The organism is Streptomyces sp. NPDC001914 (assembly GCF_042891215.1).
Lineage (GTDB): Bacteria > Actinomycetota > Actinomycetes > Streptomycetales > Streptomycetaceae > Streptomyces.
Genome location: NZ_JBIASW010000008.1, coordinates 116,517 through 136,498, shown reverse-complemented (window position 1 = coordinate 136,498; position 19,982 = coordinate 116,517). Strand labels below are relative to the sequence as shown.

The following is a 19,982-nucleotide window of genomic DNA, read 5'->3' as shown; positions in this document are numbered from 1 at the left end:
TCCGGGACTTCCAGGGGATCGGGGCTTTCAGGGGGTCGGGGCTTTCAGGGGATCGGGGCTTTCAGGGGATCGGGGCTTCCAAGAGGCCGAAGACCCGCCGGAAGCCCGGGACCTCGCGGGGAATCCGGGGCCTCTGGGAGCCCGAAGTCCTGCCAGGGTCACGGGACTTCCCGGAGCCCCGGGACACCCGAAGGCAGAAGTCCTTCCGGGGACCCTGGACTTGCCGAGGCTCCGCACTTCCCGGAAGCCGAAGCACCGCCGAGAGCCCGGGACCTGCCGAGGCTCAGGGCTTCCCGGGCGCCTCGTCCTCCCGAAGGCCCGAACTGCCCTCAGGGGCGGGTCCTTCCGGGCCCGGAGCCTCCCCGAGGCGCCGGGCCCGGCGTGTCAGTGGTGCAGGGCCTCCGACCGGTCGGGGACGTGCGTGGCGACGACCCGCGCGGTTCCGGCCGGCCGCTTGGCACGGCGCCGGTCGACCGCGTACGCCACGCCCGCCACCCCGGTTCCCAGGACGGCGAGCCCCGCTCCGGCGACCGCCGGTGCGGTCGCGCCGAAGCCGGCCGCGAGGGCGAGTCCGCCGATCCACGCGCCGCCCGCGTTGGCGAGGTTGAACGCGGCCTGGTTGGCGGAGGACGCGAGGGAGGGCGCCGCGGCGGCCTTCTCCATGACCATGAGCTGGAGGGGCGAGCCGGTGACGAAGGCGGCCGTGCCGAGCAGCACCACCGCCAGGGCGGCGCTCCACTCGGTGCGCATGAGCACCGGGAAGGCGGCCAGCACGGCCACCAGCGAGGCCAGGCCACCGAAGAGGGTGCGGCGCATCGCGTGGTCCGCGAGCCGCCCGCCGAGCAGGTTGCCCACCGTGGCACCGACCCCGAACAGCGCCAGCAGCAGCGTGACACTGCCCTCGGCGTACCCGGCGGCGTCGGTCAGCATCGGCGTGATGTAGCTGTACGCGGAGAACAGGGCCGCGAAGCCGGCGACCGTCGTGCCCAGCGCGAGCCAGACGGGCAGCGGGCGCAGGGCGGCGAGTTCGCCGCGCAGGCCGCCGCCGGGGGTGTGGCCGGGGGTCCGCGGGATCAGCAGGTACAGCGAGGCGATGGCGGCCAGGCCGATCGCGCTCACCCCGAGGAAAGTGGCCCGCCAGCCCAGGTGCTGCCCGACGAGGGTGGCGGCCGGGACTCCGGCGATGTTCGCGACGGTCAGGCCGAGGAACATCAGCGAGACGGAGCGGGCCTTGCGCTCGGGCGCGACCAGGCCGGTGGCGACGACGGCGCCGACGCCGAAGAAGGCCCCGTGCGGGAGACCGCTGAGGAAGCGGGCGGCGAGCAGCCAGTTCTCGTCGGGGGCGAGCGCGGAGAGCGCGTTGCCCGCGACGAAGAGGCCCATGAGGGCGATCAGGACCGTGCGGCGGGGCATCCGGGCGGTGGCCGCGGCGAGCAGCGGGGCGCCGATGACGACACCGAGTGCGTAGGCGGAGACCAGGTGTCCTGCGGACGGGATGGATATGTGCAGGTCGCCCGCGACGTCGGGCAGCAGGCCCATCATGGCGAACTCGGTGGTGCCGATGCCGAAGGCGCCCACGGCGAGGGCGAGCAGGGCCAGAGGCATGAGAGGCCTTTCGGGGGTACTGGTGGCGAGCGGGACTTCCGTACGGGCGCGCGGCGGTCCGCGGGAGGCCGCGCGGGTACGGGCGCGTCCGCGCACGGCGATGTGCGCGGGGACGCGGTCGGCCGGACACCGACGATTAAGTTTAGCCGGTGAACAAAGTCTGCCCGAACCAGTATTCCGGGAGGTTGAAAGGTGATGCCGGGCGGATTAAGACGCCGTGGCGTCCATCTTCACGCGGGCCGCGATCGGGAGGTGGTCGCTGCCGGTCGCGGGCAGGGTCCAGGAGGCCACCGGCTCGACGCCCTTGACCATGATCTGGTCGATCCGGGCCATCGGGAACGAGGCCGGCCAGCTGAACCCGAAGCCGCTGCCCGCCGCGCCCTGCGTGGAGCGCATCTGCGCGGTGACCGCGTTCAACGCCCGGTCGTTCATCGTGCCGTTGAGGTCACCGAGCAGGACGACGTGCTTCTGCGTGTCGTCGGCGATGGCCTCACCGAGCGCGTTGGCGCTCTTGTCGCGCTGCCGGGCGGTGAACCCCGCCTTCATCTTCACCCGTACCGAGGGCAGATGGGCCACGTACACCGCGACCGGGCCGGCCGGCGCCGTCACGGTCGCCCGCATGGCCCGCGTCCAGCCCAGCTTGATGTCCACCGGCCGGACGTCACCGAGCGGATACTTGCTCCACAGCCCGACCGTGCCCTGCACCGAGTGGTACTTGTACGTCGACGCGAGCGCCTTCTCGTACACCGGCACCGCCGACGCGGTCAGTTCCTCCAGGGCGAGCACGTCGGCGCCGGAGGCGGCCACGTCCCGGGCGGTGCCGGACGGGTCCGGGTTGTCGGCGTTCACGTTGTGGGTGGCGACGGTCAGGTCGCCGCCCCCGCCGGTCTTGTCGGTGAGCAGTCCGCCGAAGAGGTTCAGCCAGACCGCGCCGGCCAGCACCACGGCGATCAGGGCGCTGGCGGACTTCCGCACGAAGGCGAGGACCAGCAGGACCGGGATGAACACCCCGAGCCACGGCAGGAACGTCTCCGTGAGGCTGCCGAGGTTGCCGATCCGGTTCGGGATCCGCGCGTGCGTCAGCATCACCAGGGCGAGCAGCAGCGCGAGGGCGGCGAGGATCAGCCCGCGCCGCCAGATGCCCCGGTCGCCGCGCCAGCCGTCGAGCAGGCGCCGGAGCCGGGACTCTCTGCGCTCCGGCCCCCGGCCGTCGCTGCCCGTCTCCGTCATATACGCCTGCGCCATACCGTCGCCTCACAAAATGCCGTGCGCACCGTCTGCCCCTCGGCTTAGACCCTAGGGGATGTCCGGTGTGGTTCTCGCCGTCCGGGACGGCCGTACAGGCAAGGGGACGTACAACTTCGCGTCCGGAGTTCCGCATCCTGGCACGACGTGCGGCCTCTGTGACGAAACGCGCACATTCGACCCGTCAGAAAGCGGCCGGTTCACGGGCGGGCGGGGCGCAGTCCCTCCAGCAGGGTGTCGACGATCCGCTCGGCGAGGTCTTCCGGGAGTTCGGTGTCGGGGCGCATGACGGAGCGGACGAGCATGGGGCCGACGAACATGTCGTTGAGCAGCTCGACGTCGACGTCGTCGCGCAGTTCGCCGTTCTCCTGTCCGCGGCGCAGCACCTCGAAGCCCATCTGGCGGCGCGGCGCTATGACCGTCGCCTCGTACGCGGCCCACAGCTTGGGGCTGCTCTTCATCTGCGCGTAGACGTTGTGCAGGATCGCCGAGGAGCGGCTGACCAGACCGCGCCGGCGCAGCGACTCCAGCAGGACGACGAGGTCGTCACGTACGGAGACGCCGTCGAGTTCGGGATCGGCGGGCTCGGCGGCGCGCAGGACGTCGACGAAGAGTTCCTCCTTGCCGCTCCAGCGGCGGTAGATCGTCGCCTTGCCGACGCCGGCGGTGCGCGCCAGCCGCTCGATGGAGATGTCGGCGAGCGGAACCCCGTCCTCCAGGAGTTTCATCACGCCCTCGGTGATGGCTCGTTCCACCGCCTCGCTCCGGGGACGTCCCCGGCCGGGGCACACCTGCCTGTCTCGGCTGTCCGCGAGGCTCACGTCGAACTCCGTTCCATCGTCGACCAGGTGTCATATTCTCCCCCGCTCACGGCGCGGGCGGCACGCGGTGCCGGGTGCCGGGGGCCCGCGACGCGTAGCGCCCGGCGCGGACACCCCGCACGGGGGCGCCCGCGGCCGGGTACGCCGGTGTCAGTCCTGACCGAGGTCGGCCGTCACCAGCTCGGCCTCGTCGCCGCTCTTCTGCGGGGCCGCGGGGCGGCCGGGCAGGAACAGCGCGACGACCACCGCGCCGATGACCGCGACACCCGCGCCGCACAGGGCGGTGACGTGCATCGCGTGCAGGAACGCGTCGTTCGCGGGGGTGACGAGGGCCTTGCCCTGCGGTCCGAGCCTGGCGGCGATACCGAGGGTGGCCTCGATGGACTCGCCCGCGGTGTGCCGCAGCGGGGCCGGGACGAGGGAGAGCTTGTCCTCGATGCCGTTGCGGTAGGCCGTGGAGAGCACGGAGCCGAGGACGGCGATGCCGAGGGCGCCGCCGACCTGTCGGAAGGTGTTGCTGAGCGCGGAGGCGGAGCCCGCCTTCTCGCGCGGCAGCGCCTGCATGATGACGACGCTGGTCGGGGTCATGATGTGCGCCATGCCGGTGCCCATCAGGAAGAAGATGACCTCCAGCAGCCATATCGGGGTGTCCGCCTCCAGCGTGGCGAACGAGGCCAGCATCGCGGCGATGAGCAGCATGGCCGCCGTGCAGGTGGCGCGGTTGCCGAAGCGGTCGACGACGAGCCGGGCGCGTGGCGCGAAGACGATCTGAGCCGCGGCCAGCGGCAGCATCAGCAGACCGGTCTGCAGCGGCGAGTAGCCCCGCACGCTCTGGGTGTAGAAGACCGAGAAGAAGGTCACGCCCATCAGCGCGAAGAAGACCAGCGCGATGGCCGACATCGCCGACGAGAAGACCTTGTTCTTGAAGTAGGTGACGTCGATGGACGGGTGGTCGCTGCGCTTCTCGAACACCACGAAGCCGACGAGGACGGCGACACCGGCACCGATGGTCGCGAGGACCCGGGCATCGGTGAAGTCGGCGAGCTGGCCGCCCTTGATGATGCCGTAGACCAGCAGGACGAGGCCGATGATCGAGAGGACCACGCCGACCGGGTCCAGGCGGCCCGGCTTCGGGTCGCGGGAGTCGGGGACCAGCCAGATCATCAGGCCGATCGCGAGGATCACGATGGGCACGTTGATCAGGAAGACCGAGCCCCACCAGAAGTGGTCGAGGAGCACGCCGCCGGTGATCGGGCCGATCGCGATGGCGAGGCCGACGCCGCCGGCCCAGATGCCGATGGCCTTGGGCTGCTCGTCGCGCTCGAAGACGTTCATGAGGACGGCGAGGGTGGCGGGCATCACGAAGGCGGCGCCGAGACCCATCACCGCACGGAACGCGATGAGCTGGACCGGCGAGCCGGACTCGGCGGCCAGGGCGGAACCGATGCCGAACACGGCGAGACCGGCGAGCAGCACCTTCTTGCGGCCGAGGCGGTCGCCGAGGAGGCCCGCGGTGAACAGGAGACCGGCGAAGACGAGCGTGTAGGCGTTGATGGCCCACTCCAGCTCACCCTGGGTGGCTCCGAGACCGACGGGCGCCGGGGTCGAGATCGTCTTGATCGCGACGTTCAGGATGGAGTTGTCGAGCACCACGATCAGCAGGCTCAGCATGAGCACGCCGAGGATCGCCCAGCGGCGCCGGTGCACCGCCTCGGGAACTCGTCGTTCGAGCGGAGGAGCGGAAGTTGTCATGACGACCAGCCTAGAGACATTTCGATACGGCACCGTCTCGTATCGGAAATCCTTTACGGAGAACTTACGAAGGGACCCGGCGGTCCGGGCGGAGGCGGCTGCGGTCGGGGCGGGACACGCGAGGGCAGTCAGGGCGGGAGGAGCGAGGCCATGGCGGGAGAAGCGGGTGGTGGGGCGAGAGGAGCTGGCGGGGACGGCGGGACGTGGCGTGAACGACACCGGGTCCGGCGAGCCCGGTCTAGCCGCGCGTAGCGCGAAGTGCCACCATGGGGGGTGATCCGGGGACGCCGTCAGGGTGCCTCGAGATGACATAAGGAGCCGTTGCGATGACGCAGCTTTCGGCTGCCCAGAAGCAGCCTGCGGAGGGTGTCCTCAAGGCCACCGCCGGCAAGGCGCTGTACGGAGGCAAGAGCACCCGCCGTATCACGGTGCGCGACATCACCGCCGCCAAGGAGCGCGGCGAGAAGTGGCCCATGCTCACCGCCTACGACGCGATGACCGCGTCCGTCTTCGACGAGGCCGGCATCCCGGTCATGCTCGTCGGCGACTCGGCCGGCAACTGCCACCTGGGCTACGAGACGACCGTCCCGGTGACCCTGGACGAGATGACCATGCTGTCGGCCGCGGTCGTCCGCGGCACCAGCCGGGCCCTGATCGTCGGCGACCTGCCCTTCGGCTCCTACCAGGAAGGTCCGGTGCAGGCGCTGCGCTCGGCGACCCGCCTGGTCAAGGAGGCCGGGGTGGGCGCGGTGAAGCTGGAGGGCGGCGAGCGCTCGCACCGCCAGATCGAGCTGCTGGTGGAGTCCGGCATCCCCGTGATGGCGCACATCGGCCTGACCCCGCAGTCCGTCAACGCCATGGGCTACCGCGTCCAGGGCCGGGGCGAGGAGGCCGCGCACCAGCTCCTGCGGGACGCCAAGGCGGTCCAGGACGCGGGCGCCTTCGCCGTCGTCCTCGAACTGGTCCCGGCGGAACTCGCCGCCGAGGTCACCCGCACCCTGCACATCCCGACGGTCGGCATCGGCGCGGGCCCCGAGACCGACGCCCAGGTCCTGGTGTGGACCGACATGCTCGGTCTGACCGGCGGCAAGGTGCCGAAGTTCGTCAAGCAGTACGCCGACCTGCGCGCCGTCATGGGCGACGCGGCGAAGGCGTTCGCCGAGGACGTCGTCGGCGGGACGTTCCCGCTGGAGGAGCACTCCGTCCACTGACCTCCGCCGACGCCCCGGATCCCGGGGCTCCGAGCCACTGCGGCACCGAGGACAACCCGCCGATCTTCCCCCGTCGGCGGGTTGTCGCCGTTGCGCGTCCTGTCGGCGGGATGTCGGCGTTCCCGGCGCCCCCTGTCGGCCGACTGTCGACGACCTATCGGTAACGCTCGGGTTCTGTAGGCGGCCTGTCGGTCGTTTGTCGGTGGCGGCTGGCACCTTGATGGACATGACGCGAATCGACAACACGCCCCGGCAAGCTGCGACCGGCCGCAGCGCCGTCACCGTACGGGGGCTGGTCAAGCACTACGGCGAGACCAAGGCGCTGGACGGGGTCGACCTGGATGTGCGCGAGGGCACCGTCCTCGGCGTGCTGGGCCCCAACGGCGCCGGCAAGACCACCCTCGTCCGCTGCCTGTCCACCCTCATCACCCCCGACGCCGGCACGGCCACGGTCGCCGGCTTCGACGTGCTCAGGCAGCCCCGGCAGCTCCGCCGGGTGATAGGCCTCACCGGCCAGTACGCCTCGGTCGACGAGAAGCTCCCCGGCTGGGAGAACCTCTACATGATCGGGCGGCTGCTCGACCTGCCCCGCAAGGACGCCCGCCGGCGGGCGGACGAGCTCCTGGAGCGCTTCTCCCTCACCGAGGCCGCCAAGCGCCCGGCAGGGACGTACTCCGGCGGTATGCGCCGCCGGCTGGACCTGGCCGCCTCGATGATCGGCAGCCCGGCCGTGCTGTACCTGGACGAGCCGACGACCGGCCTCGACCCGCGCACCCGCAACGAGGTGTGGCAGGAGGTCAAGCGCATGGTCGCCGACGGCGTCACCGTGCTGCTCACCACCCAGTACATGGAGGAGGCCGAGCAACTGGCCTCCGAACTGACGGTCATCGACCGCGGCAAGGTGATCGCCGGCGGCCGGATCGACGAGCTGAAGGCCCGCGTCGGCGGCCGGACGCTGCGGATCCGCCCGGTGGACCCGCTGCAACTGCGCCCGCTGGCCGCCATGTTCGACGAGCTCGGGCTCACCGGCCTCGCCACGACGATCGTGGACAGCGAGACCGGCAGCGTGCTGGTCCCGGTCCTCAGCGACGAGCAGCTGACCGCCGTCGTCGGCGCGGTCACCGCGCGCGGCATCACGATCGCCTCCATCTCCACCGAACTGCCCAGTCTGGACGAGGTGTTCCTCTCCCTCACCGGCCACAAGGCCAGTGCCCCGCAGGACGAGACCCCCGCCCGCGTCTACGAGGAGGTCTCCGCATGAGCTCCGCCACCGTCGAAGCCCCCCTCACCGTCGAGGCCGACCCCCGGATCTCCCTTCGCGCGCACGCCCGGCACACCGGCGCGCTGATCCGCCGCAACCTGCTGTGGATCCGCCAGGACCCGGAGTCGATGTTCGACGCGATCCTGTTCCCGGTCATCTTCACGCTGCTGTTCGTCTACGTCTTCGGCGGCTCCATCGGGCAGTCGCTCGGCGGCGGACAGGAGGCGTACGTCCAGTACGTCGTGCCCGGCCTGATGGCCATGATGGGCATGAACATGGCCCAGGGCGTGGGCACCGGCTTCAACACCGACTTCAACTCCGGTGTCATGGACCGGTTCCGGTCCCTGCCGATCGGGCGCGGCTCGGTGCTGTTCGCCAAGATCGCGGTCGAGGTGATGCGCATGCTGATCGCCACCGCGGTCCTCATGGTCGTCGGTGTCCTCGTCGGCTTCCACATCACCAACTGGCCCGGTCTGTTCGCCTCCGTGGGCCTGTCGGCGATCTTCGGCTCGGCCCTGATGTGGGTGTTCCTCACCCTCGGCGTGATCATGAAGAGCGCGCAGTCCGTGCAGGCGATGGGCTTCCTGGTGCTGATGCCGCTCCAGTTCGGCTCGTCGATCTTCGCTCCGACCAACTCGATGCCGGGCTGGCTGCAGAACTTCACCGAGTACAACCCGCTGTCCTCCCTCGCGGACGCGGCACGCGGGCTGATGGTGGGCGGTCCGGTCCAGCACGGCCTGTGGGTGACGCTCGGCTGGTCGCTGGGCCTGACCGTGGTGATGGCGCCCATCGCCATCCACAAGTTCCGCACCAAGAGCTGACGTCCGGCGTACGGAACCGGCCCCGCGCACCGGGGCCGGGGCGCGCGGGTTCGCGTCGGCGCGTCAGATGAGGGCGGTGGCCTCCTCCACGGAGAGGCCGCCGCCCTCCGCGTGTGCCGCCGCGTAGTCCGCGTCTCCGAGCAGGGCCCGCGCGCCCGTCTCGGCCTGCTCCCGCACCTCGACCTCCATGGGACCGGGGACGTGACCCGGCGGCAGCAGGGCGTCCGCGGCACCGAGGAGCCGGGCCGCGTCCACGGCTCGGCCACCGCCGTCCAGGCCGTTCAGGGCGATGGCGGCCGTGGTCAGATGGGCGGAGGGCATGTGCGGGGCGATCATCCGCGACAGCCGGTCGGTGGACCGCTCCAGCGCCACGCGCACCTTGTCCAGGGCGCTCTCGCTCAGCCCGTCGATCGCGTCCAGCCAGGCTTCGATGCCGAGCATGAACCCGTCGAAGAGGCCGAAGGTGTTGGCCGCGAAGTCCTCGCGGAGCAGCCGTATCTGCTCGCGCGCCTCGTCGGTGCGGCCGGTGCGGCCGAGCCAGGTCGCGAGGAAGAGGTGGGCCGCCGGCATGGCCTCGTTGTGGGCGCCGTGTCCGTTGGCCAGGACGTCCCGGATCATCCGCTCGCCGCGCTCGGCCTCTCCCAGCTCCATGTACATGCAGCCGAGCCGGACGTCGAGCACCGCGGTCTGGGCCCGTGCGCCCAGCCGCTCGGCGTACTTCCCCGCCTCCGCGTAGTCCGCTGCGGCGGCCCGGAAGTCGCCCTTGCGCTCATGGGCCTCCCCGCGCGCGGAGAGCGATTCGGCGGCGCCCCAGGCGTCCCCGAGGCGTCCGAAGAGCTCCAGCGCCTCGTCGGCGTCGACGGTGGCGTCGCCCGCCATGTCGGCGCGGTTGGCGAGGATGTTGGCGCGCATCTGCAGGGCGGTGGCCAGCTCCCAGTCGTAGCCGAGCTCGCGGCAGGTGCTGACCGTCTTGTTGATCACCTCGGTGAACCGCTCCATCGTGCCGGTGAGCAGGACGGCGTAGAACCAGAGGTAGCCGGGTGTGCGGCAGGTCTGCGGCATGCCGGGTTCGTAGGTCGTGCTGATGGTACGGAGCTTCTCCTGGGCCTCGGGGGTCTGCCAGGCGCCCATGTCCATGTCCATGTACGCGAGATGGATGAGGTGGACGCCGCGCCGGGCCTCCTCCAGGACCTCCTCGCGCATCGGCAGCGGGAAGTCCGTGCAGCGCTCGTGGAGCGGGGTGGCCGGACGCACGGGCGGCGCGAAGGGGTCGGGACCGAGGGCCATCACCTCCATGGACCAGGCGCGGGCGTCGACGCGCTGGTCACGGATCTGCCAGTACCAGGCCAGCGAGTGGACCATGCACAGCGCCTCCTGCTCGTCGCGTTCGGCGACGGCGTGCCGCAGGGCGGTGCGCAGGTTCTCGTACTCGCGCTCGATGCTGTCGATCGCGGCGCGCTGGCCTGGGCCGCGCAGCAACGGGTCGGTGGTGCGGGCGAGTTCGCGGTAGTACGTGAGGTGGGCGCGCTCGGTGGCCTCGCGGGCGCCGGACGCGTCGAGGCGTTCGCGGGCGTACTCGGCGACGGTCTCCAGCAGCCGGTAGCGCATCTGGGTGTCCCCCTCGCCCGAAGGGGCCGCGACGACGAGGGACTTGTCGACCAGCGAGCCGAGGACGTCCAGCGCGGCCGGACCGCAGACGGCCTCGGCGGCGGCGAGGTCGCAGCCGCCCGCGAACACCGACAGCCGCCCGAGGGTGTCCCGTTCGGCCTCGTCGAGCAGGTCCCAGGACCAGTCGACGACGGCGCGCAGGGTCTGCTGGCGGGGCAGCACCGTGCGGCTGCCAGAGGTGAGCAGCCGGAAGCGGTCGTCGAGCCGGTCGGCGATCTGGCGCGGGGTGAGCATCCGCAGCCGGGCGGCGGCGAGTTCGATGGCGAGCGGAAGGCCGTCGAGACGCCGGCAGATCTCGGCGGCCGCCTCGGGGTCGTCCTCGACACGGAAGCCGGGCCGGGCCGCCGCTCCCCGGTCGGCGAGCAGCCGCAGCGCGACGGGTTCCGGCAGCGGGTCCACCGGGCGCAGCAACTCTCCCGGTACGCCGAGGGGTTCACGGCTGGTGGCCAGTACGGTCACGCCGGGACAGCGTTCCAGCAGGGCCTCGGCGAGGTGCGCGGCGGCGTCGACGACGTGTTCGCAGTTGTCGAGGACGATCAGCATCCGGCGTTTGGCGCAGTGCTCGGCGAGCCGGGTGAGCGGGTCGTCGTGCCGCTCTGCGACGGCGCGCATCTCCTCGGCACCGGCTCCGCGCAGGACGGTCTCGCGGGCGCCGACGGCGGTCAGCACGGCCTCGGGGACGGCCTTCGGGTCGTCGACGGGGGCCAGTTCGGCCAGCCACACCCCGTCCCGCAGGGTGGGTGCCAGGGCTTCGGCCGCCTCCTGGGACAGCCGTGTCTTGCCCGCGCCACCGGGCCCGAGCAGGGTCACGAGCCGGGCGGTCGCGAGATCGCCCCGGATGGCATCGATGTCTTTCTCCCGCCCCACGAAGGACGTGAGCCGGGCCCGGAGGTTGCCGGGGGGCGGCGGGGCGGGGCGGACGCGCTCCTCCGCGACCTGACGGTCGACGCCCGCGGAGCGGGCCTCCGCCCGGGGCGCGCGTGCTCCGCCGCCGGCCTCGACCGGGCGGAGCAACTCCGCGTGCAGGGATCGCAGTTCCGCGCCGGGGTCCGATCCCAGCCGATCGGCCAGCACCTGTCGTACGTCCTCGTAGGCGGCCAGGGCCTCCGCCGTGCGGCCCGCGTCGCGCAGAGCCCGCAGACGCAGGACCTGGAACGGCTCGTCCAGGGGGTGGGCGTCGCACAGGGCGGTCAGTTCGGGGAGGGCGGAATCGGCCTGCCCGAGGGCGAGCGCCGCGGAGAGGCGGGCGTGCCGGGCGTGCAGGCGACGGGTTTCCCAGTGCGCCGCCTCGGCGGCACGGTCGGGCAGGTCCGCGAGGGCGGGGCCGCTCCACAGGGCGAGGGCGTCGTCCAGAGCGTTGGCGGCCTTGGCCGGGTCGCCGTCGGCGAGAGCGCGGGTGCCCTCGCCCGCGAGCCGCTCGAAACGGTGCAGGTCGATGTCGTCGGACGCCGCAGCGAGCCGGTAGCCGCCCTCGACCGACTCCACCGCATCCGCGCCGAGCGCCCGGCGCAGCCGCCCGACGAGCGCCTGGAGCGCGCCGGGCGCGTCGGCGGGCGGGTCGCCGTCCCACACCTCGTCGACGAGGACGGCGGCGGAGACGGTCCGTCCGGGCCGCAGCGCGAGGACGGTCAGCAGGGCGCGCAGCCGCGCCCCGCCGACCGGGACGGGCGTGCCGTCGGGGCGGAGTGCCTGGGTGGTGCCGAGGATGCGATAGCGCACGGGGTCCATTGTCTCTGGTGACGTCAGGTGCGGGGGCCGGGTACGTACAGTTCGGTCAGGACTCCGGCCCGGCCCTCGCCGAACCACTTGGGGCTGCGGTCGACGGCCTCCAGCGAGCGGGACGCGGGCAGCGGTTCCCGGGTGAGGGAGCCGGGCGCGATCTCCGCGAAGTCCTGGTGCACCAGGTGGATCGTACGGACCGTGCCGGTCGTCTCGGGCCACCGGGCGCCGTGCCGCTCGACGGTGAGCAGACCGCTCACCGTGACCCGCCGGCCGGTACCCGGCCCCGCCCCCCGGCCCCCCGGACCGGTCCAGGTGTCCGCGCCCGCACCCGCCCCGGCACGGGCTCGGGCACCGGCACCATCGCCCTCGCCCTCGCCCTCGCCCTCGGGACGGTCCTCGGGATCGGCGTGCAGGGCCGCGACCAGGCCGTCGTCCGCGCGCAGCACCCGGATCTCCGCCCCGTCCTCGCGCACGGTTTCCACCGGCGCCGTGATCGAGCCGAGCAGCCCGGACCAGCCGCCGCCCAGCGACTCGCCGCCCTCGTCCAGCAGGAGCGGCCAGGTCACCTCGTCCCCGACCGAGAAGGGGGTACCACAGCACTCCATCTGCCAGTCCGCGTAGAACACCCGCCACAGTCCCATTCCCCCACCCTCCCCGGAACCGATGCCCGATGGCGAGACGTTTTCCGTGTGAGCCCGGTACGGTCGGGCAGGCCCAGCACCACGTCGTCAGTCCAGCCAGTCCAGGGAGTCCCATGACCACCGCCGCGACCCGCCGCAGCGACCGGAGGATCAGCCCCGTCTTCCTCGGCATCGTGGCCGTCATGGGGGTGACCGGCTGGGCGGCGTGGACCGGCTTCGCCGAGCAGCCCGGTGTGGCCGTGTTCCTCTTCGTGACGGCGGCCTGGGTCGTCTCGCTGTGCCTGCACGAGTACGCGCACGCCCGCACCGCCCTGCACAGCGGTGACATCTCGATCGGTGCCAAGGGCTATCTGACCCTGAACCCGCTGAAGTACACGCACGCCCTGCTGAGCATCGTGCTGCCCGTGCTCTTCGTGATCATGGGCGGGATCGGGCTGCCGGGCGGCGCGGTCTTCATCGAGCGGGGCCGCATCCACGGCCGCTGGAAGCACAGCCTGATCTCGGCGGCGGGCCCGCTGACGAACGTGCTGTTCGCCGTCGTGTGCACGGCCCCGTTCTGGCTGCACGCCCTGGACGGCGTCCCGGACGCCTTCCGCTACGCGCTGGCCTTCCTCGCGCTGCTCCAGGTCACGGCCGCGATCCTGAACTTCCTGCCGGTCCCGGGCCTGGACGGCTACGGCGTGATCGAGCCGTGGCTGTCGTACGGCGTCCGCCGCCAGGTCGAGCCCTTCGCGCCGTTCGGACTGCTCGCGGTGTTCGCCCTGCTGTGGATCCCCTCGGTGAACCGGGAGTTCTTCCACGTGATCGACGCGATCCTGGGCGGCCTCGGCATCGACGGCCGCGACAGCGACTGCGGACAGTGGCTCTACCGCTTCTGGGAGCCGGACAACGACATCTGCCTGACGTCGTGATCCGCCTGACGTCGTGACCGGGCGGGCCGGGACCGCCGTGCCCGTGTGCCGTCAGGCCCGGCCGCGCCGCGCGTAGTACCAGGTCATGTTCGAGGACAGGCCCGCCAGCAGCACCCACACGATGCCCAGCCAGCTTCCCTGGACGAACGAGACGACGGCCGCGGCCACCGAGAGGAGGCAGACGGCGAGGGCGTAGAGAGCGAGGCGGGGCATGGGGTCGGCTCCTGTCGGGGGGACACTGCTTCGCATCAGTGTCCCCCACGCGACCCGTCCGTCCGTCACCCGCGGCCCGTGTGCGGCTCGGGCGACCTATACGTCCGTGACCCGCAGGCCCGCGTGCGCCTTGTAGCGGCGGTTCACCGAGATCAGGTTGGCGACCAGGGCCTCGACCTGATGGGCGTTGCGCAGTCGGCCGGAGAACACGCCCCGCATGCCGGGGATGCGCCCCGCGAGGGCCTGGACGATCTCGACGTCCGCCCGCTCCTCGCCGAGGACCATCACATCGGTGTCGATCTCCTCGATCTCCGGGTCCGAGAGCAGCACGGCGGAGAGGTGGTGGAAGGCCGCGGTGACCCGCGAGCCGGGCAGCAGGGCGGCGGCCTGCTGGGCGGCGCTGCCCTCCTCCGGCTTCAGCGCGTAGGCGCCCTGCTTGTCGAAGCCGAGCGGGTTGACGCAGTCGACGACGAGCTTTCCGGCCAGTTCCTCGCGCAGTGATTCGAGGGTCTTGCCGTGGCCCTCCCAGGGCACGGCGACGATCACGATGTCGCTGCGCCGCGCGGTCTCCGCGTTGTCGGCTCCCTCCACGCCGTTGCCGAGTTCGTCGGCCGCGGCCTGCGCGCGGTCGGCGGCGCGCGAGCCGATGATCACCTTCTGGCCCGCCTTGGCGAGGCGGTAGGCGAGGCCCTTGCCCTGCGGACCGGTGCCGCCGAGCACGCCGACAACGAGCCCGGACACGTCGGGCAGGTCCCAGGGGTCCTTGGCGGGGGCCTTCTGTGCACTGTCAGTAGAGGTCATGGGCCGACTTTACGTGCGCGGGCGGCGCCGGGGCGCCCGGGGCGGCCGAGCCCCCGGGGTGAGTACGGTCACCCGAGCGCGGTCACCGGGACGCGCCGGAAGGTGATCGTCTCGTACGCGCCGAAGTCGCCCGTCTCGTAGAGGAGTCCGACCGTGCCGGTGTCGACGCGGACCAGGTCGGAGTAGGCGGCGGGCAGTCCGTCCACGGTGTGCGCGGACCGCCAGGTGGTGCCGCCGTCGGCCGAGGCGCGGACCGTCATCAGGGCGCGGAACTCCGGGTCCGCGGGACCCGAGTACAGGAGCAGGTCCGGGTCGCGGAGCTGGAGCAGGCTGCCCTGGACGACCGGTGTTACGAGGCCGGCCTGCGGGCGGAAGGGCTTGACCAGGGTTCTGCCGCCGTCGAGGGAGTGGGCGTCGGCTCGGTTGCCGGGCGACGGGGAGTCGTTGCGGGTGTTGAAGTAGACGCGTCCGTCGGGCAGTTCGGCGGCGGTGGTCTCGTTGACGTTGACGTATCCGTTGGTGTTCTCGTCGAGGTAGCCGAGGTACCAGGTGGCCCCGCGGTCGTCGCTGAGCAGGCAGTGGCCGCTGTTGTACCGCGCCTCGGTGCCGTTGTCGGTGCCGGTGGGCGGCACGGTGTGGTTGCCGGGGACGACGACCCGGCCGGAGCCGAGCTGGAGGGCGTGCCCGGGCGTGGTGGCGTACCAGCGCCAGCCCGTCCTCTTCACCTGCGCGGTGATCTCCCTGGGCGCCGACCAGGTGCGGCCTTCGTCGTCGCTGTGCTGCACCCATACCCGCCGCCCGTCGGCCGCCTTCACCTTGCCGCGCAGCAGGGCGTCCTCGGTGGCGGAGGCGGCGCTGCGGACGTGGACGAGCAGGACGCGGCCGGTGTCGAGGGTGACGGGCGCGGGGTTGCCGGCGAGGTCGGTGCCGTTGTCGGCGACGACCTGGAGCGGGCCCCAGGTCCGGCCGCCGTCCATGGAGCGCTTGAGCACGATGTCGATGTGTCCGTGGTCCTTCGCGGAGCCGACCCGGCCCTCGCAGAACGCCAGCAGGGTGCCGCCGCGGGTGGCGACCACGGCGGGGATCCGGAAGCTGGCGTAGCCCTCGCGCCCGGCACGGAAGGGAACGCTCACCGCGGCGCCGGCGCCCGCCTCCGTACCCGTCCCGGTACCCGTCTGCGCGCTCGACTGTGTCATGGCCGGCTCCCTGCTGCGGTCGCTCGTGGGATCGTCGGTGCGGACTTCTGCCCAACTTGGGCGAATTCGTGGTGAACTCCGGGTCACGAGTGGCCCGTTGCGGCAGGATGCGGCCATGGATGCCGTACGGGTCGCATTGCTGCGCGAAGTGCTTGCCGGGACCGAATGGCTGGGTGCGACACGGCGGTTCGGGGGAACCCTGCGGGGGTCCGTGGTGTCGCACGGTGGCGGCCTGCTGCTGGTGGGCTCCGAGGCGTACGAACCCTGGCACCTCGCGGCGCACCTGGTGGACGAGGCCGCCTGGTCGGGTACGCCGGAGCTGTCGCCGACGCTGGTGCGGCACGGGGCGTGCGAGTCCGACCCGGCTCACCTGGCGGTGGGGCTCGGACGGATCGAGGCGGCCCGGCGCGGCGAGACGCTGCTCGTGGTGACGCCGGAGGCGCCCGGGGACGCGCTGCTGGAACGGGTGCACGACGCCCGGAGGGCCGGGGCGACCGTCCTGGCCCTGTCCCAGGGGGAGGGCGAGCTGCCGGCGCTGGCCCACGAGTCGCTCGCGGTGCCGCCGGACCCCGAGCTCGACCTGGACACCGTGCAGCATCTGGTCAGCGCGGCGGCCGGGGAGAACGCGCTGCCCTCGCCCCGGGGCCGCCACCGCTTCCGCGACCGCCTGTCCCGCCTCGCGGACCGGCTCACCGCCCCGCCGACGTACCGGTGGTAGCGGAGGCGGCCTCCTGGCACGCCCGACGGGCCCGTCCGGCCCGTCCGGCCCGTCCGGCCCGTCGAGGCGCCCGCCGCCTCAGGCGACCTCGGCGCCAGGGGCCTCAGGCTTCCTCGGTGCCCGGGACCTCAGGCTTCCTCGGTGCCCGGGACCTCAGGCTTCCTCGGTGTCCGGGACCTCACGCTTCCTTGGCACCCGGGGCTTCAGTCGTCGTCGGCGCCCGGGGCCTGGTCCGACTTGTCGTGCCACTTCGGGTCCGTCTCCCATTCGAGGTTCCGCTCCCGCGCGAGGTCCATCGCGTGTTCGGCCTCCCCACGGGTGGCGTACGGGCCGAAGCGGTCCTTGCCCGGGCAGTCGGGGCCCTCCTCGACCTTCTTGTGCTCCAGGCAGTAGAACCACTCGCCGGGCTTGCCGACCGTCCGCTTCTTGAACAGGGCCATCACCAGCTCCTTTCGCCAGAGACATGTTCCCCCATGCCCGCTGGTTAGACTCGCTGCCATGTCTGGCCAGTCGCTGCTCGTACCAGGGGAGCTCTCTCCCACCCGCCCCGTGCCCGGAAACATCAGGCGTCCCGAGTACGTGGGGAAGCCCGCCCCCACGCCGTACACCGGACCGGAGGTGCAGACCCCCGAGACCGTCGAGGCCATGCGCGTCGCCGGGCGGATCGCCGCGCAGGCGATGGCCGAGGCCGCGAAGCTCATCGCGCCGGGCGTGACGACGGACGAGCTGGACCGGGTGGCGCACGCCTACATGTGCGACCACGGCGCCTACCCGTCGACCCTCGGCTACCGCGGCTTCCCGAAGTCGCTGTGCACCTCGGTGAACGAAGTCATCTGCCACGGCATCCCGGACTCCACGGTGCTGCGCGACGGCGACATCGTGAACCTCGACGTGACGGCGTACATCGGCGGTGTGCACGGCGACAACAACGCGACCTACCTCGTCGGTGACGTCGACGAGGAGTCGAGGCTCCTCGTGGAGCGGACCCGGGAGTCGCTCGACCGCGCGATCAAGGCGGTCAGGCCGGGGCGCCAGATCAACATCATCGGGCGGGTCATCGAGTCGTACGCGAAGCGCTTCGGGTACGGGGTCGTCCGCGACTTCACCGGGCACGGGATCAACTCCTCGTTCCACTCCGGACTGATCGTCCCGCACTACGACAACCCGCACGCGACGACGGTCATGCAGCCCGGGATGACCTTCACCATCGAGCCCATGCTCACGCTCGGTACGCACGACTACGACATGTGGGACGACGGGTGGACCGTCGTGACGAAGGACCGCAAGCGCACGGCCCAGTTCGAGCACACCCTCGTCGTCACCGCGAGCGGCGCGGAGATCCTGACCCTGCCGTAGCCGCCCGGAGCACCCGGAGCCACTGAACCCGCCCTGTCCACAGGGCGGGTTTTCGCATGTGGACGGGGCCGCCGAACGGGGTACGGTTTTACCGACAAGACGTCGGGAAGACTCTTGACTTAGGTAAGCCTAACCATAGAAGATTCGACTGATCCCGCAACGGCTCACGCCCCACCTCATCGGCTCCGGAGGCCCCATGAACGCGTCGGACACGTCGGACACGATGAGCACGCCGGACACCACGGACCCGGCGGGCACACCCTTCTCGACGCTCATCCGCACCGCGTCGCACGAACAGCACACCGAGGCGGAGACCTCGACGTTCATGAGCGACCTGCTCGGCGGCCGGCTCGGCGTCGAGGCGTACACGCGCTACACCGAGCAGCTGTGGTTCGTGTACGAGGCGCTGGAGGCGGACGTCGAGCGGCTGGCCGCCGATCCGGTGGCTGGGCCGTTCCTGCGGCCCGAGCTGCTGCGCCGCACCGCCCTGGAGCGCGACCTCGCGCATCTGCGGGGCCCGGACTGGCGGGACACGCTCAGCGCGCTGCCCGCGACCCGCGCGTACGCGGACCGGGTCGCCGAGTGCGCCCGTGACTGGCCGGGCGGCTATGTGGCCCACCACTACACGCGCTACCTGGGCGACCTGTCCGGCGGCCAGATCATCCGCGGCAAGGCGGAGCGGACGTGGGGCTTCAGCCGCAAGGGCGACGGGGTCCGCTTCTACGTCTTCGAGGACGTCTCCAACCCGGCCGCGTTCAAGCGGGGCTATCGCGAACTGCTGGACGGGGTCCGGGCCGACGACCTGGAGAAGCAGCGGATCGTGACGGAGTGCAAGCGGGCGTTCGCCCTGAACACCGGGGTGTTCAGGGCCCTCGGTGAGGAGTTCCCGCTGACCGCGTGAAGGTTCGCCCCGGGCGCGGGGTAATCACCGGGTTCCGGCCGCCGGAGTGGTCCGGGGCCCCGCCCCCGGCCTCCCCAGGAGGGGAGGGCCGGCCCGGTCAGTGGGTCTGCGGGCCGGTGGGGGCTGGTCGCGCAGTTCCCCGCGCCCCTGAAGGGCGCTGACGCGCCGTTCCGCACAGGCTCGGCCCCGAAGGGAGCGGACGGGCCGCTCGGGACGCGCCCCTCGTTGTAACGGACCGGCCCCGAGGGGTGCGGGCGGGCCGCTCGGGATGCGCGCCCCTCGTTCGAACGGACCCGGCTCTGTGGGGAACAGGCGGGCCGCTCGGAATGCGCCCCTCGTTCGAACTGGCCCGGCCCTGAGGGGTGTGGGCCCGCCGGTCGGTGCGAGGCCTGTTCTGCGTTCCTGGTGGTGTCGTTTCAGCGTTCCAGGCGGACTCGGCCGCCCATTTCCACCCAGTCGCCCGGCTGTGGCGCGGTGAGGATCTGGGAGCCGACGCCCTGGGTGATGTTGAGGGCCCGGCCCAGCTGCCGGGTCAGCAGCAGTGCCGCCGCTCCGGTGGCCTCGTCCTCCTCGATGCCGTCGTTGCGGCCGGGGAAGGCACGGGCCCGCACCCGGCCCGCGGCCTCGTCCTCCCAGGCCCAGGCGTAGATCCACTCCCCCGACGGCGGCACGGCCAGCGCCTCGACCTCGGCCGCGGTCCCGTGCCGCCGGAGCGTCCTCGGCGGCGCCCACTCGGCCCGCGCCTCGATCCAGCTGAACTCTCCGTCCAGCCGGACCCCCACCACACCGGCGGGTGTGACCAGTTCGGGCACGTCGAGCAGCCAGCCCACCCCGACGCACGGGTGTCCGGCGAACGGCAGCCGCAGCGAGGGGGTGTAGATGTCGATGATCCCGCGCTCGGGGTCGTCGACGAACACGGTCTCGCTGAAGCCGAGCTTCGCGGCGAACTCCTGCCGTTCGGCGCGGTCCGGCATCACCGAGCCCTCGCGCACGACACCGAGCTCATTGCCATACCCGCCGCCCGGTCCACAGAAGACCCGCAGCACGTCGTAGTCAGTCACTCCGGCATTCAAACATTCATCCGCCCGATCGGTGACCCACAATCGGACCGCCCACCTCCGAAAGCTCCCCGGCGATCG

At 72.1% G+C, this 19,982-nt stretch carries 18 protein-coding genes; 7 read left to right on the top strand and 11 right to left on the bottom strand.

Annotated elements, in window-relative coordinates:
• Positions 1-384: 384 nt before the first annotated feature.
• The 4 genes from ACFYYF_RS23355 to ACFYYF_RS23340 all read right to left on the bottom strand — a co-directional run bounded on the left by ACFYYF_RS23355 (position 385) and on the right by ACFYYF_RS23340 (position 5,423).
• A complete protein-coding gene (locus tag ACFYYF_RS23355; RefSeq protein ID WP_388778713.1) occupies positions 385-1,605 on the bottom strand; it encodes an MFS transporter in 1,221 nt (406 codons plus the stop codon).
• Between the two features lie 207 nt (positions 1,606-1,812).
• On the bottom strand, positions 1,813-2,850 hold the full coding sequence (locus ACFYYF_RS23350; protein ID WP_361678195.1) for an endonuclease/exonuclease/phosphatase family protein: 1,038 nt from the start codon (positions 2,848-2,850) through the stop codon (positions 1,813-1,815).
• A 200-nt stretch (positions 2,851-3,050) separates the two neighbouring features.
• Positions 3,051-3,671: a TetR/AcrR family transcriptional regulator gene (locus ACFYYF_RS23345; RefSeq protein ID WP_361678193.1), complete on the bottom strand. Its 621-nt coding sequence runs from the start codon at positions 3,669-3,671 to the stop codon at positions 3,051-3,053.
• A 150-nt stretch (positions 3,672-3,821) separates the two neighbouring features.
• Positions 3,822-5,423 (bottom strand): MFS transporter, encoded by a 1,602-nt coding sequence (locus tag ACFYYF_RS23340; protein WP_388778709.1) that lies wholly within the window; start codon positions 5,421-5,423, stop codon positions 3,822-3,824.
• A 326-nt stretch (positions 5,424-5,749) separates the two neighbouring features.
• Between ACFYYF_RS23340 and panB the strand changes: the two genes are divergently transcribed.
• From panB to ACFYYF_RS23325, 3 genes are all read left to right on the top strand, one after another.
• Positions 5,750-6,634, top strand: a complete 885-nt coding sequence (panB, locus tag ACFYYF_RS23335; RefSeq protein WP_361678187.1) for a 3-methyl-2-oxobutanoate hydroxymethyltransferase — start codon at positions 5,750-5,752, stop codon at positions 6,632-6,634.
• Between the two features lie 226 nt (positions 6,635-6,860).
• On the top strand, positions 6,861-7,895 hold the full coding sequence (locus tag ACFYYF_RS23330; protein ID WP_388778706.1) for an ATP-binding cassette domain-containing protein: 1,035 nt from the start codon (positions 6,861-6,863) through the stop codon (positions 7,893-7,895).
• On the top strand, positions 7,892-8,716 hold the full coding sequence (locus ACFYYF_RS23325) for an ABC transporter permease (protein ID WP_388778703.1): 825 nt from the start codon (positions 7,892-7,894) through the stop codon (positions 8,714-8,716). Before ACFYYF_RS23330 ends, ACFYYF_RS23325 begins: the two co-directional genes overlap by 4 nt.
• 63 nt (positions 8,717-8,779) lie before the next feature.
• On the opposite strand, the gene ACFYYF_RS23320 is transcribed toward ACFYYF_RS23325, so the two are convergent.
• Both ACFYYF_RS23320 and ACFYYF_RS23315 read right to left on the bottom strand, forming a co-directional pair.
• Entirely contained in the window at positions 8,780-12,112 is a 3,333-nt protein-coding gene (locus tag ACFYYF_RS23320; protein ID WP_388778700.1) for a BTAD domain-containing putative transcriptional regulator, read from the bottom strand.
• 14 nt (positions 12,113-12,126) lie between these two features.
• Positions 12,127-12,747: a DUF6578 domain-containing protein gene (locus ACFYYF_RS23315; RefSeq protein ID WP_388778697.1), complete on the bottom strand. Its 621-nt coding sequence runs from the start codon at positions 12,745-12,747 to the stop codon at positions 12,127-12,129.
• 113 nt (positions 12,748-12,860) lie between these two features.
• Between ACFYYF_RS23315 and ACFYYF_RS23310 the strand changes: the two genes are divergently transcribed.
• Positions 12,861-13,658, top strand: coding sequence for a site-2 protease family protein (locus ACFYYF_RS23310; RefSeq protein WP_361678172.1), 798 nt, complete (start codon positions 12,861-12,863; stop codon positions 13,656-13,658).
• A 51-nt stretch (positions 13,659-13,709) separates the two neighbouring features.
• Here ACFYYF_RS23310 and ACFYYF_RS23305 read toward each other — a convergent pair whose 3' ends face one another.
• The 3 genes from ACFYYF_RS23305 to ACFYYF_RS23295 all read right to left on the bottom strand — a co-directional run bounded on the left by ACFYYF_RS23305 (position 13,710) and on the right by ACFYYF_RS23295 (position 15,868).
• Positions 13,710-13,871 carry a hypothetical protein gene (locus ACFYYF_RS23305; protein WP_328668736.1) on the bottom strand — a complete coding sequence of 54 codons (162 nt, stop codon included), beginning with the start codon at positions 13,869-13,871 and terminating at the stop codon, positions 13,710-13,712.
• 96 nt (positions 13,872-13,967) lie between these two features.
• A complete protein-coding gene (gene npdG, locus ACFYYF_RS23300; RefSeq protein WP_365484741.1) occupies positions 13,968-14,672 on the bottom strand; it encodes an NADPH-dependent F420 reductase in 705 nt (234 codons plus the stop codon).
• Between the two features lie 68 nt (positions 14,673-14,740).
• Positions 14,741-15,868, bottom strand: coding sequence for an exo-alpha-sialidase (locus ACFYYF_RS23295; protein ID WP_388778694.1), 1,128 nt, complete (start codon positions 15,866-15,868; stop codon positions 14,741-14,743).
• A gap of 115 nt (positions 15,869-15,983) precedes the next feature.
• Between ACFYYF_RS23295 and ACFYYF_RS23290 the strand changes: the two genes are divergently transcribed.
• Positions 15,984-16,586 carry a hypothetical protein gene (locus tag ACFYYF_RS23290; protein WP_361678163.1) on the top strand — a complete coding sequence of 201 codons (603 nt, stop codon included), beginning with the start codon at positions 15,984-15,986 and terminating at the stop codon, positions 16,584-16,586.
• Between the two features lie 203 nt (positions 16,587-16,789).
• Here ACFYYF_RS23290 and ACFYYF_RS23285 read toward each other — a convergent pair whose 3' ends face one another.
• Positions 16,790-17,026, bottom strand: coding sequence for a hypothetical protein (locus ACFYYF_RS23285; RefSeq protein WP_361678160.1), 237 nt, complete (start codon positions 17,024-17,026; stop codon positions 16,790-16,792).
• A 58-nt stretch (positions 17,027-17,084) separates the two neighbouring features.
• Here ACFYYF_RS23285 and map point away from each other — a divergent pair, with 58 nt between their 5' ends.
• Positions 17,085-17,942, top strand: a complete 858-nt coding sequence (gene map, locus ACFYYF_RS23280; RefSeq protein ID WP_361678158.1) for a type I methionyl aminopeptidase — start codon at positions 17,085-17,087, stop codon at positions 17,940-17,942.
• A gap of 223 nt (positions 17,943-18,165) precedes the next feature.
• Positions 18,166-18,843 carry a biliverdin-producing heme oxygenase gene (locus ACFYYF_RS23275; protein ID WP_361678288.1) on the top strand — a complete coding sequence of 226 codons (678 nt, stop codon included), beginning with the start codon at positions 18,166-18,168 and terminating at the stop codon, positions 18,841-18,843.
• 416 nt (positions 18,844-19,259) lie between these two features.
• Here ACFYYF_RS23275 and ACFYYF_RS23270 read toward each other — a convergent pair whose 3' ends face one another.
• Positions 19,260-19,904 (bottom strand): PhzF family phenazine biosynthesis protein, encoded by a 645-nt coding sequence (locus ACFYYF_RS23270; RefSeq protein WP_361678155.1) that lies wholly within the window; start codon positions 19,902-19,904, stop codon positions 19,260-19,262.
• Positions 19,905-19,982: the final 78 nt, after the last annotated feature.